The 15,807-nt window shown below is 71.7% G+C and carries 13 protein-coding genes and 1 pseudogene; 4 read left to right on the forward strand and 10 right to left on the reverse strand.

Translation table 11 applies throughout. The features are described from left to right. The first annotated feature begins 11 nt into the window (after positions 1-11). The 4 genes from AC3YNX_RS01565 to rarD all read left to right on the forward strand — a co-directional run bounded on the left by AC3YNX_RS01565 (position 12) and on the right by rarD (position 5,016). Positions 12-806 (forward strand): enoyl-CoA hydratase, encoded by a 795-nt coding sequence (locus AC3YNX_RS01565; protein WP_489994396.1) that lies wholly within the window; start codon positions 12-14, stop codon positions 804-806. A 157-nt stretch (positions 807-963) separates the two neighbouring features. Next, positions 964-2,937, forward strand: a complete 1,974-nt coding sequence (locus AC3YNX_RS01570; protein ID WP_241249071.1) for a 2-oxoacid:acceptor oxidoreductase subunit alpha — start codon at positions 964-966, stop codon at positions 2,935-2,937. Next, positions 2,934-4,004 (forward strand): 2-oxoacid:ferredoxin oxidoreductase subunit beta, encoded by a 1,071-nt coding sequence (locus AC3YNX_RS01575; RefSeq protein WP_127784022.1) that lies wholly within the window; start codon positions 2,934-2,936, stop codon positions 4,002-4,004. Before AC3YNX_RS01570 ends, AC3YNX_RS01575 begins: the two co-directional genes overlap by 4 nt. 118 nt (positions 4,005-4,122) lie before the next feature. Further along, on the forward strand, positions 4,123-5,016 hold the full coding sequence (gene rarD, locus AC3YNX_RS01580) for an EamA family transporter RarD (protein ID WP_489982551.1): 894 nt from the start codon (positions 4,123-4,125) through the stop codon (positions 5,014-5,016). Here the strand turns inward: rarD and AC3YNX_RS01585 are convergent. The 10 genes and pseudogenes from AC3YNX_RS01585 to nuoH all read right to left on the reverse strand — a co-directional run. Continuing rightward, positions 4,949-5,602, reverse strand: a complete 654-nt coding sequence (locus AC3YNX_RS01585; RefSeq protein ID WP_489981906.1) for a 4'-phosphopantetheinyl transferase family protein — start codon at positions 5,600-5,602, stop codon at positions 4,949-4,951. The two genes, rarD and AC3YNX_RS01585, sit on opposite strands and share 68 nt — an antisense overlap. Continuing rightward, positions 5,599-6,444 (reverse strand): metallophosphoesterase family protein, encoded by an 846-nt coding sequence (locus tag AC3YNX_RS01590; protein ID WP_489994397.1) that lies wholly within the window; start codon positions 6,442-6,444, stop codon positions 5,599-5,601. The genes AC3YNX_RS01585 and AC3YNX_RS01590 overlap by 4 nt, the downstream gene beginning before the upstream one ends. A gap of 7 nt (positions 6,445-6,451) precedes the next feature. Then, positions 6,452-7,477 (reverse strand): polyprenyl synthetase family protein, encoded by a 1,026-nt coding sequence (locus tag AC3YNX_RS01595; protein WP_241249076.1) that lies wholly within the window; start codon positions 7,475-7,477, stop codon positions 6,452-6,454. A 13-nt stretch (positions 7,478-7,490) separates the two neighbouring features. Then, positions 7,491-9,107, reverse strand: a complete 1,617-nt coding sequence (nuoN, locus tag AC3YNX_RS01600) for an NADH-quinone oxidoreductase subunit NuoN (protein ID WP_489994398.1) — start codon at positions 9,105-9,107, stop codon at positions 7,491-7,493. Next, positions 9,107-10,696 (reverse strand): NADH-quinone oxidoreductase subunit M, encoded by a 1,590-nt coding sequence (locus AC3YNX_RS01605; protein ID WP_489981909.1) that lies wholly within the window; start codon positions 10,694-10,696, stop codon positions 9,107-9,109. The genes nuoN and AC3YNX_RS01605 overlap by 1 nt, the downstream gene beginning before the upstream one ends. Then, entirely contained in the window at positions 10,693-12,699 is a 2,007-nt protein-coding gene (nuoL, locus tag AC3YNX_RS01610; protein WP_489981910.1) for an NADH-quinone oxidoreductase subunit L, read from the reverse strand. Before nuoL ends, AC3YNX_RS01605 begins: the two co-directional genes overlap by 4 nt. 15 nt (positions 12,700-12,714) lie before the next feature. Continuing rightward, the gene (gene nuoK, locus AC3YNX_RS01615; protein WP_127784026.1) at positions 12,715-13,014 is read right to left on the reverse strand and encodes an NADH-quinone oxidoreductase subunit NuoK; all 300 of its coding nucleotides are present in this window, start codon (positions 13,012-13,014) and stop codon (positions 12,715-12,717) included. Beyond that, positions 13,011-13,844: an NADH-quinone oxidoreductase subunit J gene (locus AC3YNX_RS01620; protein WP_127784935.1), complete on the reverse strand. Its 834-nt coding sequence runs from the start codon at positions 13,842-13,844 to the stop codon at positions 13,011-13,013. The genes nuoK and AC3YNX_RS01620 overlap by 4 nt, the downstream gene beginning before the upstream one ends. A 14-nt stretch (positions 13,845-13,858) precedes the next feature. Further along, the gene (gene nuoI, locus AC3YNX_RS01625; RefSeq protein ID WP_127784027.1) at positions 13,859-14,419 is read right to left on the reverse strand and encodes an NADH-quinone oxidoreductase subunit NuoI; all 561 of its coding nucleotides are present in this window, start codon (positions 14,417-14,419) and stop codon (positions 13,859-13,861) included. Between the two features lie 109 nt (positions 14,420-14,528). Beyond that, positions 14,529-15,800: pseudogene (gene nuoH / locus AC3YNX_RS01630) on the reverse strand (NADH-quinone oxidoreductase subunit NuoH); the annotation flags it as partial. Between the last annotated feature and the right edge of the window lie 7 nt (positions 15,801-15,807).

The raw sequence follows: 15,807 nt of genomic DNA on the forward strand, positions 1-15,807 counted from the left end.
AGGATGCAGCCATGAGCCAGCCGAGCCCCAGCGTCGGGGTGCACACCGAGGTCTCCGGCCGCGTCGCGGTGATCACCGTGAGCGACCCCGAGCGGCGCAACGCCCTCACCTTGCAGCTGTCCGAGGACCTGGCCGCGGCGGTGCAGGCCTGCGAGGCCGACGAGGACGTGCACGCCGTGGTGGTGACTGGGGCAGCACCGGCGTTCTGCGCCGGCGCGGACCTCAGCGCGCTCGGCGCGGCCAAGGAGGAAGGTCTGCGGCGCATCTACGCCGGCTTCCTGGCCGTGGCCCGGTGCACGCTGCCCACGGTGGCCGCGGTGAACGGCGCGGCCGTGGGCGCTGGGCTCAACCTCGCCCTGGCGGCCGACGTGCGCCTGGCCGGACCCCGCGCCCGCTTCGACGCACGCTTCCTGCAGCTGGGCATCCACCCCGGCGGTGGCATGACCTGGATGCTGCAGCGCGCGGTCGGTCCGGCCACGGCACGCGCCATGGTGCTCTTCGGCGAGATCTGTGACGCCGACGCCGCGGTGGCCAACGGGCTGGCGCTGGCCCGGCACGAGGACGTGGTGGCGGCGGCGGTGCAGCTGTGCGCCGCGCCGGCGGCCGCGCCCCGCGAGCTCGTGCTGGCCACCAAGGCGACGATGCGGGCCACGGGGGTGCCGGGCGCGCTGGACACCGACCTGCACGCCACCGCGCTGGCCGCGGAGCTCGGCCCGCAGGTCTCCTCGATCACGTCCCCGGAATTCACCGCCCGCCTGGCGGCGTTGCAGCAGAAGATCAGCAGCAAATCAGCTAGGCCACAGTGACACTGGTCACACCCGGTTGGACGGCGCGACGGCCGTAGGATACCCAGGAGCAGCACCTTGACCGTCCCACGTATCGTCGTGGACTGGTCCAGGTGGCCGGAGAGTACCCCGGCCTCGTGCGATGCAGGATGACGGCCCGGAAGGGGTCCCTTTCTCGATGACTACCGATATCTCGACCGACACCGGTCTGCCCCGTGAGACCCGCGAGATCGACCGCGTGGTCATCCGATTCGCCGGTGACTCCGGTGACGGCATGCAGCTGGCAGGCGACCGGTTCACCTCCGAGGCGGCAGCGTTCGGCAACGACCTGGCCACCCAGCCCAACTTCCCGGCCGAGATCCGGGCCCCCCGCGGCACCCTGGCGGGAGTCTCGAGCTTCCAGATCCACTTCGCCGACTACGACATCCTCACCGCCGGCGACCGCCCCGACGTCCTGGTGGCGATGAACCCCGCCGCGCTCAAGGCCAACATCGGCGACCTCCCCCGCGGCGGCACGCTGATCGTCAACACCGATGAGTTCAGCAAGCGCAACCTCACCACGGCCGGCTACGCGGCCAACCCGCTGGAGACCGACGAGCTCCACGACTTCGTGGTGCACCCGGTGGCCATGGCCACGCTGACCCGCGGCGCGGTGGAGTCGACCGGGCTGTCCAAGAAGGACGCCGAGCGCGCGAAGAACATGTTCGCCCTCGGGCTGCTGTCCTGGATGTACCACCGCCCGGTGGAGGGCACCGAGGCGTTCCTGCGGGAGAAGTTCGCCAAGATCCCCGCGGTGGCCGAGGCCAACGTGCTCGCCTACAAGGCCGGCTGGAACTACGGCGAGACCACGGAGGCCTTCGCCACCACCTACAAGGTGGCTGCCGCCTCGCTGCCCAAGGGGACCTACCGCCAGGTCACCGGCAACACCGCGCTGGCCTACGGCCTGGTCGCTGCTGGCAAGCGCTCCGGCCTGCCGGTGTTCCTGGGCTCCTACCCCATCACCCCGGCGTCGGACATCCTGCATGAGCTGAGCAAGCACAAGAACTTCGACGTGACCACGCTGCAGGCCGAGGACGAGATCGCCGGCGTCGGCGCGGCGCTGGGTGCGGCCTTCGGTGGCGCGCTCGGGGTGACCACCACGTCCGGCCCCGGCCTGGCGCTCAAGAGCGAGACCATCGGCCTGGCCGTGATGACCGAGCTGCCGATGCTCATCATCGACGTCCAGCGCGGTGGCCCCTCCACGGGTCTGCCCACCAAGACCGAGCAGGCCGACCTGCTGCAGGCGATGTACGGCCGCAACGGTGAGTCGCCGGTGCCGATCGTGGCACCGCAGTCCCCCTCGGACTGCTTCGCCGCCGCCCTGGAGGCCGCGCGGATCGCGATCACCTACCGCACCCCGGTGCTGCTGCTCTCCGACGGTGCGATCGCCAACGGCTCCGAGCCGTGGGCGGTGCCCGAGGTGGACGACCTGCCCCGCATCGACCCCGCGTTCGCCGAGGCTCCCGCCGGTGGCGACGCCGCAGCCGGCGTGGGCCTGGGCAAGTCCGAGTTCGCCCCCTACGAGCGCGACCCGGAGACGCTCGCCCGCCCGTGGGCCATCCCCGGCACCGCGGGCCTGGAGCACCGCATCGGCGGCCTGGAGAAGTCCAACGGCCCCGGCGCCATCTCCTACGACCCGGCCAACCACTCGCTGATGGTCCGGCTGCGCCAGGCCAAGATCGACGGCATCACCGTGCCCGACGTCATCGTGGACGACCCCAGCGGCGCGGCCACGACGCTGGTGCTCGGCTGGGGCAGCTCCTACGGCCCCATCGGTGCCGCTGCCCGCCGGGTGCGCAAGCTCGGCACCCCCATCGCCCAGGCGCACCTGCGCCACCTCAACCCGCTGCCGGCGAACCTCGGTGAGGTGCTCCGCCGCTACGAGCGGGTGGTCGTTCCCGAGATGAACCTCGGGCAGCTGTCCATGATGCTGCGTGCGCGCTACCTCGTGGACATCCAGCCCGTCACCAAGGTGGCCGGGCTGGCCTTCCTGGCCGAGGAGCTGCAGGACGTGCTCCTGGAGGCCGAGGCCGGGACCCTGGCGGCGTCGGAGGCCGCCAAGAACACGGACGCGCGCGCCGCTGCCGCAACCACTGGAGAGGTTTCCGCATGACCGCCACTGTCGGCAATGACCTGGGACTGACCGCTCTCGCGGGCATCCCGACCACGGACACCCCGCAGAAGGCCAAGGACTTCACCTCCGGCTCCGAGGTCCGCTGGTGCCCCGGGTGTGGCGACTACGCCATCCTGGCCACCATCCGCGGCTTCCTGCCCGAGCTGGGCCTCAAGCGCGAGAACATCGTGTTCGTCTCCGGCATCGGCTGCTCCTCGCGGTTCCCGTACTACCTCGAGACCTACGGGATGCACTCCATCCACGGCCGCGCCCCGGCCATCGCCACCGGCCTGTCGGTGTCGCGGCCGGACCTGTCGGTGTGGGTGGTCACCGGTGACGGCGACGCGCTGTCCATCGGCGGCAACCACCTGATCCACACCCTGCGCCGCAACGTGAACCTGAAGATCCTGCTGTTCAACAACCGGATCTACGGCCTCACCAAGGGGCAGTACTCCCCCACCTCCGAGGTCGGCAAGGTCACCAAGTCCACCCCGATGGGCTCGCTGGACAACCCGTTCAACCCGCTGTCGCTGGCGCTGGGCGCCGAGGCCACCTTCGTGGCCCGGGCGATGGACTCCGACCGCAAGGGCCTCGCCGAGGTGCTGCGCCAGGCCGCCGAGCACCGGGGCACCGCGTTCATCGAGATCTTCCAGGACTGCCCGATCTTCAACGACGGCTCCTTCGACGTCCTGCGCAAGGGCGAGGAGGCGCCGCACCGGCTGATCCCGCTCAGCCACGGCGAGCCGATCATCTTCGGCCCGGACGGCGAGCACTGCGTCGTCCGCGACGGGTTCAGCCTGAAGGTGGTGGACACCAACAGCGTGGCCGCGTCGGAGATCGTGGTGCACGACGCCACCACCGACAACCCCGAGTACCACTTCGCGCTGAGCCGACTGTCCGACCAGGACCTGAACCACACGGTCACGGGTGTCTTCCGGCGGGTCACCAAGCCCACCTACGACGACTCGGTCCGCGAGCAGGTGCAGACGGCCAAGGACGCCCGGCCCGGCGGCGACGAGGCCCTGCAGGGCCTGCTGTCCGGCAAGGACACCTGGACCGTGGCCTAGCAGCCCGACCACCCCGCACCACCCTGGACCGGCCCCCTCGTGGGGCCGGTCTATTTTTGTCCTGGTGAGCCACGACCAGCCCCGACCCGCGCGCACGGCGGCCCAGACTGGGCTCCTCATGGGGTTCGGCGCCTACGGGATGTGGGGGCTGTTCCCAGCCTTCTTCCCGCTGCTCAAGCCCGCGGGCGCGGTGGAGATCCTCGCGCACCGGATGGTGTGGACGCTGGTGTTCATGCTGGGGCTGCTGGCGCTGACCGGGCGGCTGGCCCGGCTGCGGGGCATCCCGGCCCGCACCTGGCTGATGGCCGCGGCCGCCTCGGTGCTGATCGCGGTGAACTGGGGCACCTACATCTACGCGGTGAACTCCGACCACGTGGTGGAGGCAGCGCTGGGGTACTTCATCAACCCGCTGCTGAGCGTGCTGCTGGGCGTGGTGGTGCTGCGGGAGCGGCTGCGTCGCTGGCAGCTGGTGGCGCTGCTGGTGGCCCTGTCGGCGGTGGTGGTGCTCACGGTGGCCTACGGGCGGCCGCCCTTCATCGCGCTCACCCTGGCCTGCTCCTTCGGCCTGTACGGGCTGGTGAAGAAGACCATCAAGCTGGATCCGCGCACCAGCCTCACCGCGGAGGGCATCGTGGTGGCGCCGCTCGCGGTCGGCTACCTGGTGTGGCTGCAGGTCAGCGGAGAGTCCACCTTCACCACGCACGGGGCGGGCCACGCGCTGCTGCTGGTCACCGCCGGGGTCGTCACCGCCCTGCCGCTGCTGCTCTTCGGCGGCGCTGCCCAGCGGGTGCCGCTGGTGACCATCGGCATGCTGCAGTACCTCACCCCGGTGCTGCAGCTGTGCTGGGGACTGCTGGTGGTGCACGAGACTATGCCCGCCTCGCGGTGGGCCGGGTTCGTCATCATCTGGGTGGCGCTGGCGATCTTCACCGCCGACGCCGTGGTCACGGCCAGGCGGTCAGCGAGATCGCGGTCAGCACCAGCTCTGGCGACGTCGTCCATCGTCCCCTGAGCTCGGTGAGCGGCACCCCGTCCACCACCGGGCCGGGCACCAGCAGCCGGGTGGTGAAGGTGCCCGCGTCCGGGTCGATGCTGATGTGGGCGTCCTCGAAGCCCAGCCAGCGGCCCGTGAGCGGGAACCAGACCTTGTAGGTGCTCTCCTTGGCGCTGAACAGCAGCTTGTCCCAGTGCACCCCCGGCGGTGCCTGCGCCAGCCACTCGCGCTCGGCGGGCAGGCTGATCACGTCCAGCACGCCGTCGGGCAGCGGCCCGTGCGGCTCGGCGTCGATGCCCACGCCGTGCACGTGGGCGGCCAGCGCCACCGCGGCGCCGCGGTAGCCCTCGCAGTGGGTCATGCTGCCCACCACCCCCGCCGGCCACTGGGGGGCGCCGCGGTCACCGGGCAGGATCGCCGCGGCCGGCACCCCGAGCTGGGCCATCGCCTGGCGGGCGCACCAGCGCACGTCGGCGAAGTCGCGCCGACGGCGCTGCACCGCTCGCTCGATCCGCTCGCGCTCGGTGGGGAACAGCTCGCGCTCGGGGGGTGGGCCGAAGGTCTCCTGGGTGGCGACCGCGGCGTCGACGATGCGCTCGATCACGGCGGCGGCGGCAGGATCTGGCGCAGCACCCCGGGCTGGGCGGAGCGGCGCTTCCACTCCCGCGGGTAGCCCAGCGAGACCTCCTCGAAGCGCACGCCGTCGTAGTGGGTGGTGCGCGGGATGTGCAGGTGCCCGTAGACCATGGCCACCGCCCCGAAGCGGGTGTGCCAGTCGGCGGTCAGCTCGGTGCCGCACCACTGCGCGAACTCCGGGTAGCGCAGCACGTCGGTGGGGGTGCGCACCAGCGGCCAGTGGTTGACCAGCACCACCGGGTTGGTCACCGCGGCCAGCCGGCGCTCGGTCACCGCGACCCGCTCGCGGCACCAGTCGTCGATGCCCGCGTGCGGGTCGGGGTGCAGCAGGAACTCGTCGGAGCACACCACGCCGGTGGAGTGGGCGTAGGCCAGCGCCTCCTCCTTGGTGGAGGTGCCGGCCGGCCGGAAGGTGTAGTCGTAGAGCAGGAACAGCGGAGCCACCGTCACCGGCCCGTCCGGCCCGCGCCACACCGGGTACGGGTCCTCCGGGGTGAGCACCCCCAGGCTGCGGCACAGCGCCACCAGGTGGTCGTAGCGGGCCTGGCCCCGCAGCCCGGCCCCGTCACCGCGCTGGGTGGTCCACAGCTCGTGGTTGCCCGGCACCCACACCACCCGGCGGAAGCGGTCGGTGAGCAGCCGCAGCGCCCAGGCGATGTCGTCCACCCGGTCGGCCACGTCGCCGACCACCAGCAGCCAGTCCTGCTCCCCCACCGGGCGCAGGCTCTCCAGCACCGCCTTGTTGTCGCCGTGCCCGACGTGCAGGTCGCTGATCGCCCAGACGGTGCTGGGCGCGGCGGCCAGGCTCACCCGCCCGCTAACCCGTCCGGGCGACGGTGTAGTCGACCAGCCGCCGCAGCGCGGTGTTGGCCGGCCCCTGCGGCAGTGCCGCCAGCTCGGCGTGCGCGGCGTCGGCGTAGCGGCCCAGGGTGGCCTTGGCCGCCACCAGCCCGGCTGAGCGGGACAGCAGCTCCAGCGCCTCGTTCACGTCGGCGTCGTCGGTGACGGGGCCGTCCAGCAGCACCCGCAGCCGCTCGGCGTCCGGGCCGGACTCGGTGAGGGCGAGCAGCACCGGCAGGGTGTGCACGCCCTCGCGCAGGTCGGTGCCCGGCGTCTTGCCCGACTCGGTGGAGTCCGAGGCGATGTCGATGATGTCGTCGGAGATCTGGAACGCGGTGCCCACCGCCTCGCCGAGCCGGTGCAGCCGCTCCACCTGCTCGTCGTCGGCGCCGGAGAACATGCCGCCGTAGCGCCCGCAGGTGGCGATGAGCGAGCCGGTCTTCTCCGCCACCACGCGCAGGTAGTGCTGCACCGGGTCCTGGCCCTCGGCCAGGCCCACGGTCTCGCGCATCTGGCCGGTGGCCAGCTCGGCGAAGGTCTCGGCGATGATCCGCACCGCGTCGGGGCCCAGCCGGGCCACCAGGCGCGAGGCGTGGGCGAAGAGGAAGTCGCCGGCGAGGATGGCGATGCTGTTGTCCCAGCGGGCGTTGGCGCTCACCGCGCCACGGCGCATGGTCGCCTCGTCCATCACGTCGTCGTGGTAGAGCGTGGCCAGGTGGATCAGCTCCACCACCCCGCCCGCGGTGACCACGTCGGGCGAGCCCGCGTCCGGGCCCAGCTGGGCCGCCAGCAGCGTGAACAACGGCCGGAAGCGCTTGCCGCCGGCGCGCACCAGGTGCAGCGCCTTCTCGGTGATGAAGAGGTCGCCGGTGCTGAGCTCGGTGGTCAGCAGCTCCTCGACCGCGTCGAGCCCGCCCTGCACCGCCTCAGCAAGAGCCGGGTCACCGAGGTCGACACCGGCCACTCGGTACTGGCCGGCGAACCCCTGCTCAGTCGCGCTCAAGGACATGCCTCTCTCAGGACGGGAGGCTGCTCATGAACGACTGAACAGCCGACAGGTCAAGCACCGGCCCAGGGACAACCCCCAGGACGAGGGTGCCGAGGAACCCGATACCAACGGCAACGGTAGTAAATACCCCCGGCACCGTGACGGTCGGCCCGTCCACGGCGGGTTCGCTGAAGAACATCAGCACGATCACGCGGAGGTAGAAGAAGGCCGCCACGGCGCTCATCAGCACGCCCACGACCACCAGCGGGGCCATCCCGTCCTGCAGGCCGGCGGAGAACACCCCGAACTTGGCGATGAACCCGCCGGTGAGCGGGATGCCCGCCAGCGAGAGCATGAGGAACGCGAAGATCCCCGCCACCAGCGGCGAGCGCCGGCCCAGCCCGCTCCACTGCGACAGGTGCGCGGCCTCTCCCCGGGAGTCCCGCACCAGCGTCACCACCCCGAGGGCCGCGATCACGGTGAGCCCGTAGACCAGCAGGTAGAACAGGGTGGCGGACAGCCCGTCCGGGGTGATGGCGATGGTGCCCACGAGGATGAAGCCGGCGTGGGCCACCGAGGAGTAGGCGATCAGCCGCTTCATGTCGGTCTGGGTGATGCCGATGATGGTGCCGACCACCATGGAGATGATGGCCACCGCCCACATCACCGGCCGCCAGTCCCACTGCACCCCGGCGAAGCCCACGTGCAGCACCCGCAGCAGCGCCCCGAAGGCGGCCACCTTGGTGCAGGCCGCCATCAGCGCGGTCACCGGGGTGGGGGCGCCCTGGTAGACGTCCGGGGTCCAGGTGTGGAACGGGCCGATGCTGGCCTTGAAGCACAGCCCCACCAGCAGCATGGCCAGCCCCGCGAACAGCAGGATGTCGGAGCGGTCGGTGCCCGAGGCGGCCGTGGCGATGTCGGCCAGGCGCACCGAGCCGGCGTAGCCGTAGAGCAGGGCCAGGCCGTACAGGAAGATCGCGGACGCGAACGCGCCGAGCAGGAAGTACTTCAGCGCCGCCTCCTGGGAGAGCAGCTGCCGGCGCCGGGCCAGCCCGCACAGCAGGTACAGCGGCAGCGAGAGCACCTCCAGCGCCACGAACATGGTGAGCAGGTCGTTGGCGGCGACGAAGGCCATCATCCCGGCCAGGGAGAACAGGGTGAGCGGGAAGACCTCGGTGTGGGTGGACCGGGCGCCGGCCTCCTGCCGCGACTGGACGGTGCCGGCGGTGACGTCGGAGAGGAAGGCCCCGCCGGGCTCCACCGAGCGGTCGGCGATGAGCAGCACCGCCGCGGCGGCCAGCACCAGCAGGCTGCCCCACAGGAACAGCGCGGGACGGTCCACCGTCAGCGTGCCCGCCAGCGTCTGCACGTCGGTGCGGCCGCTGGCGGAGGCGTGCAGCGTCAGCGCCACCCCGGCCGTGACCAGGGCGGCCAGGGAGAGTCCGACCTGCGCCGCCCAGCGGGAGCTGCGGGGCACGAAGGCCTCCACCAGCACCCCCAGGCAGGCCGCCGCCAGCAGCACCAGCAGCGGGCTGATCGCCGCGTAGTCCACCGACGGCGCCTGCACGGTCTCCTGGGCCAGCACGTGCTGGGTGAGCGGGACGTCCTGGACGAGCACGGGAAGGTTCTGGATGAGCACGGACATCAGCGCTGGCCTCCCTGGGCGGGCACGGTGACGGCCTCGGGCGCCACGCCCAGCTCGGTGAGCGTGGCGCTCACCGACGGGGTGATGACGTCGAGCACCGGCTTGGGGTAGAAGCCGAGCAGCAGGATCAGCGCCACCAGCGGGGCCACCGCGGTGACCTCCAGCCCGGTGACGTCACGCAGCCGCCCCTTGGCCCGGGCGGCCTCCACCCCGGCACCGCCCTCGGGTCCCTGCATCACCCGCTGGTAGACCCACAGCGAGTACAGCGCGGCGAGGATGATGCCCACGGTGGCCAGGATCGTGTACACCGGCTGCGTGGGGTAGGAGCCCAGCAGCACCAGGAACTCCGACACGAACGAGCTGGTCCCCGGCAGCGCCAGCGCGCACAGCGCCGCCAGCAGGAACAGCCCGGCCAGCACCGGGGTGGCACGCGCCATGCCCCGGTAGTCGCTGATCCGCCGGGACCCGCCACGAGCGATCACCATGCCCACCACCAGGAACAGCAGGCCGGTGGCCACCCCGTGGTTGACCATGTAGAGCACGGCGCCGGTGGCCGACTGCTGGGTGAAGGCGAACACCCCGAGGGCGATGAAGCCGAAGTGCGCGACCGAGGTGTAGGCCACCCAGCGCTTGAGGTCGGTCTGGCCCACCGCGACCAGGGCCCCGTAGAGCACGCCCAGCACCGCCATCACCAGCACCAGCCAGGCCAGGCTGCGGCTGGCGGAGGGGAACAGCGGCAGGCAGTAGCGCAGGAAGCCGAAGGTGCCCACCTTGTCCAGCACGCCCACCAGCAGCACGGCCGAGCCGATGGGGGCCTCCGCGCCGGCGTCAGGCAGCCAGGTGTGCAGCGGCACCAGCGGCGCCTTGATCGCGAAGGCGAGGAAGAAGCCGAGGAACAGCCACACCTGGGTGCTGTGCGGGATCTGTGGCGCCACCGCCACCAGCTCGCGCCAGTCGAAGGTGCCGGTGCCCAGGATCTTGGACGACTCGACGTACAGCCCGATCAGCGCGGCCAGCATCACCAGGCCGCCGAAGAGGGAGTACAGGAAGAACTTCATCGCCGCGAACTGCCGTCGCGGCCCGCCCCACCGCCCGATGAGGAAGTACATCGGCACGAGCATGCCCTCGAAGAACACGTAGAACAGGAAGACGTCGGTGGCCAGGAAGACGCCCATCATGAACGTCTCCAGCACCAGCAGGGTGGCGAAGTAGCCGGCGAAGCGGCTGCCCGCGGGCAGCTCACCCTCGGTGGTGCCGTGCTTCCACGACCCCAGCAGCACCACCGGGACCAGCACGCCGACCAGGGCCACCAGCACCAGCGCGATGCCGTCCAGGCCGAGGGCGAAGTGCACCCCGAAGGCGGGGATCCAGTCGGCCGACAGCGCCATCTGCAGCCGTGAGCCGTTCGCGGCCTCGGTGGTGGAGTAGCCCGCCCAGACCACCGCCACCAGCGCCAGCTCCACGAGCGCGGTGCCCAGCGCGGCGACCTTGGCCGGGGCGTCGCCCACGGTGCGGCCCAGGGTGAGCACCAGGGCGGCGCCGGCCAGCGGCAGGAGCAGCAGGGCCAGGAGCAGGGCCGAGGAGCTCATGTGCTGCTCACCATCAGCAGTGCGGCGACGATGACCACCGTTCCTCCCAGCATCCCCAGTGCGTAGCTACGGACAAACCCGGTCTGCAGCCGCCGGGTGCGGGAGGACGACCCGCCCAGCAGCGCGGCCCCGCCGGTGACCACCCCGTCCACCCCACGGTTGTCCACGAACACCAGCGCCCGGGTGAGCCAGGTGCCCGGCCGGGCGATGAGCGCCTCGTTGACGGCGTCGGCGTAGAGCCCCGCGCGGGCGGCGGCCACCGGGGCCGACACCCGGGTGGGGCGCTCCAGCGGCACCGGCCGGCGCCCCACCGCCAGCCAGCCCAGCAGCGCACCGGCGGCCGAGAGCAGCAGCGTCAGCGTGACGATGGCCCCGGCCGACAGCGGCGCGTCCTCGTGGTGCTCGACCAGCTCGCCCAGCGACGGGGTGAGGAACCCGGCCAGCCGCTCGCCGTGCACGAGCACGTAGCCCGCCCCCACCGACCCGACGGCCAGCAGCACCATCGGCACCGTCATCACCCAGCCGGGCTCGTGCGGGCGCAGCTGGTCGCCCGCGGCGGTGCGCAGCTGCGCCCAGCGGGCCTCGCCGAAGAAGGTCATCAGCATCAGGCGGGTCATGTAGAAGGCGGTGAGGAAGGCACCCAGGACGGTGACCAGCCCGAACACCCAGCCCTGCCACCCGCTCTGCGCGAACGAGGCCTCGATGATGGCGTCCTTGGTGAAGTACCCGGACAGGAACGGGAAGCCGATGATGGCCAGGTACCCGAGCCCGAAGGTGGCGAAGGTGACGGGCATCTGCCGCCACAGCCCGCCGAAGCGGCGCATGTCGGTCTCGTCGTGCATGGCGTGCATGACGGACCCGGCACCGAGGAAGAGGCCGGCCTTGAAGAAGCCGTGCGCCAGCAGGTGCGCGATGGCCAGCGCGTAGCCCGCGGTGCCCAGCCCGACCGCCAGGATCATGTAGCCGATCTGGCTGACGGTGGAGTAGGCCAGCACCTTCTTCAGGTCGTCGTGGGCGCAGCCCGCGATGCAGCCGATGGTGATGGTGACCGCGCCGATGATCATCACCACCAGCCGGGCCGAGCTGCTCTGGTCGAAGATCGGGTTGCACCGGGCGATGAGGTACACCCCCGCGGTGACCATGGTGGCGGCGTGGATGAGCGCCGACACCGGCGTGGGGCCCTCCATGGCGTCGGGTAGCCAGGACTGCAGCGGGAACTGCCCGGACTTGCCGCAGGCGCCCAGCAGCAGCAGCAGGCAGATGGCCACCACCGTGCCGGGGCTGCGGGCGGCGAGGTCGGCGATGCCACCGGTCTCGGCGAAGATGCCGGCGTAGCTGACGGTGCCCAGGTTGGTCCAGAGCAGGAAGATGGCCAGCGCCAGCCCCACGTCGCCCACCCGGTTCATCAGGAAGGCCTTCTTGGCGGCCGTGGCCGCGGACGGGCGGTCCTGGTAGTAGCCGATGAGCAGGTAGGAGGCGACGCCCACGCCCTCCCAGCCCAGGTAGAGCACCACCAGGTTGTCCGCCAGCACCAGCACCACCATGGCGGCGATGAACAGGTTGAGGTAGGCGAAGAACCGGCGCCGGCCGGGGTCGTGGTCGAGGTAGCCCACCGAGTACAGGTGGATGAGGAAGCCGACGCCGGTGATCAGCAGCACGAAGGTCAGCGAGAGCGGGTCGATCCGCATCCCGAAGCTCAGCTGGTAGGAGCCGACGCTCATCCAGTCGAAGAGGGTGACGTCGGTGACCGGTGAGCCGGCGTCCCGCTCGGCGAACAGCGCCGCGCCGTAGCCGAGCGCGGCGAGCACGGTGGCGCACCCCAGCCAGTGGCCCCAGCGGTCGGTGCGACGCCCCCCGAGCAGCAGCACCACCGCACCCAGCGCGGGCAGCGCCACCAGCAGCCACGCCGCCGACTGCAGCCCGCTGGCCTGGGTGGAGGCGGTCGCCGGCAGCTCCGCGGCCAGGGTGCCCAGCGCGTCCACCGCTGCGTGTGTCCCGTTCATCCGTCCCCGCCCCCGTCAGTACTTCAGCAAGCTGGCGTCGTCGACCGAGGCCGAGCGGCGTGAGCGGAACATCGCCATGATGATCGCGAGCCCGACGACCACCTCGGCGGCAGCCACCACCATGACGAAGAACGCCATGAGCTGGCCGGAGAGGTTGCCGTTGATGCGGGCGAAGGTGACCAGCGTCAGGTTCACCGCGTTGAGCATCAGCTCGATGCACATGAACACCACGATGGCGTTGCGGCGCACCAGCACCCCGACGGCGCCGACCGCGAACAGCAGCGCCGACAGCAGCAGGTAGTAGGCCGGGGTCACTGCTCCTCCTCCCGCGTGCCGTCGCCGGTGAGCTGGTGCGGGTCGCGGCTGTCGTGGCGGCTGCGGACCTGGGCGAGGTCCCGGGTGAGCCGCTCGGTGGCGGTGGCCTCGATGATCGCCGAGATCGACTCCGGGGCGACCGAGCCGTCCGGCAGCAGGGCGGGGGTGGCCACGGAGCTGGTGGTGGCGAACACCCCAGGCCCGGGCAGCGGGGAGATGCGGTCGCCGCGCAGCCGAGCCACCACCCGCTCGCGCTGGCTGGACTTGTCCTGCGCGCCCCTGCCGACGTAGGCGAGCACCATCGCGCCCAGGGCGGCGGTGATCAGCAGCGCGGACGTGAGCTCGAAGGGGAACAGGTAGTCGGTGAACAGCAGCCGGCCGATCTGCCCGACGTTGCCGCCGTCGGCGTCGTTGGCGGCCGTCAGCCCGGTGGCGTGCACGTCGGTGAGGGCGCGGGCCAGCGCCGCGACCACCAGCACCGCGAAGCCCAGCCCCAGGCCGATGCCGGCCAGCCGGTGCCCGCGCAGCACCTCCACCACCGAGTCCGAGGCGTCGCGGCCCACCAGCATGAGCACGAACAGGAACAGCATCATGATGGCGCCGGTGTAGACGATGATCTGCACGAAGCCCAGGAACGGGGCCTGCTGCACCAGGTAGAGCACCCCGAGGCTGAGCATGCTCATGGCCAGGAACAGCGCCGAGTGCACCGCGTTGCGGGCCAGCACCATGCCCAGCCCACCGGCCAGGGCGAGCGGGCCGAGGATCCAGAACACCACCGCCTCGCCGGTGCTCACCCCGCTGGCGCCCTGGGCCAGCAGGGTGGTGGTCATGGCGGCGCCGCCCATCACGCCCGCCCCGTCCCGGGGCCGCGCACGGTCGGCTCACCCTCGGCGGGCTCCCGGGCCAGGCGGGGGCCGTTGACGTAGTAGTCCTGCTCGTCCTCGCCCAGCCGCATGGGGTGCGGGGGTTGCTCCATGCCGGCCAGCAGCGGCGCCAGCAGGTCCTCCTTGGTGTAGATCAGCGCCTGCCGGTTGTTCTCGGCCAGCTCGTACACCGGGGTCATGGTCAGCGCCCGGGTGGGGCACGCCTCCACGCACAACCCGCAGCCGATGCAGCGCAGGTAGTTGATCTGGTAGTCCGCGCCGTAGCGCTCCCCGGGCGAGTAGCGGACCGCGTCGGTGTTGTCCGCACCCTCCACGAAGATGGCGTCGGCCGGGCAGGCCCAGGCGCACAGCTCGCAGCCCACGCACTTCTCCAGCCCGTCCGGGTGCCGGTTGAGCTGGTGGCGGCCGTGGTAGCCCTTGGCGGGGATCTTCACCTCCTCCGGGTACTGCTCGGTGGCGGCCTTGGTGAACATCGTCGCGAAGGTGAGGCCGAAGCCCCTCACCGGGTCAAGCAGACCCATGGCGGTCCTCCCTGCGGGTGCCGGACGGGGCGGGATCGGGGTCGGGCTGGTCGGGGCGGGCGGAGACCCGGCCGCGGCGCTTCGCCCGCAGCGCCCCGGGCTGGGCCGGCACGTCGGCGGCCGGGCCGCTGACGGCCGTCTGCTCGGCCCGCGCGATCCCCGGGTGCGGCGGGACCACCAGGTCCAGCGGCGGCACCGGGAACGACCCGACCACCGGCGGCTGCCCGTCGTCGTCGGGCACCGAGCGGTCGGGCACCAGGAAGGCCACGGCCAGCAGGATCACCAGCACCACGCCGCCGATGACCAGGATCGTGGTGGCGGAGACGTCCTCGCTGCGCTGCAGGGCCCGCACCGTGGCCACCGCGACGATCCACAGCAGGCTGAACGGCACGAGCACCTTCCAGCCCAGCGCCATGAACTGGTCGTAGCGGAAGCGGGGCAGGGCACCGCGCAGCCAGATGAACAGGAACAGGAAGCCGATGGTCTTGACCAGGAACCACAGCAGCGGCCACCAGCCGGTGTTGAGCACCCCGTCGCCCACCGCCGACAGCGGCCACGGCGCCCGCCAGCCGCCCAGGAACATGGTGGTGGCCAGGGCCGAGACGGTGACCATGTTGACGTACTCGGACAGGAAGAACAGCGCGAACTTCAGCGACGAGTACTCGGTGTGGAAGCCGCCGACCAGCTCGCTCTCGGCCTCGGCCAGGTCGAACGGGGCCCGGTTGGTCTCCCCGATCATGGAGACCACGTACACCGCGAAGCTGCCCAGCAGCACCACCACGAACCAGCGGTCGGCCTGCGCGCCGACGATGGCCGCGGTGGACAGCGACCCGGTGTAGAGCACCACCGCCACGATGGACAGGCCCATCGCGATCTCGTAGGAGATGACCTGCGCCGCCGAGCGCAGCGCGCCCAGCAGCGGGTAGGGCGAGCCGGAGGACCAGCCGGCCAGCACGATGCCGTACACCCCGACCGAGGACGCGGCCAGGATCACCAGCACCCCCACCGGCAGGTCGGCGACCTGCAGCAGGGTGGGCTCGCCGAAGATCGAGACCTCGCCGCCGAGCGGGATGACCGAGAAGGCCACGAACGCGGGCACGGTGGAGATCACCGGCGCCAGGAAGTAGACCCACTTGTCGGCCAGCAGCGGCCGGATGTCCTCCTTGAACGCCAGCTTGATCCCGTCGGCCAGCGACTGCAGCAGCCCGAACTTGCCGGTGCGGTTGGGCCCGTACCGGTTCTGCATCCGCCCGATCATCCGGCGCTCCCACCAGATCATCAGCAGCGTCATGAGCAGCAGCAGGACGAAGACGCCGACGACCTTGACCAGCACCAACCAGATCGGGTCGTCCATCAGCACCTCGGTGCCCGGGGTGACCAGCCCGCCC

The sequence above is a fragment of the Rhodococcus sp. Z13_19A genome (assembly GCF_058133575.1).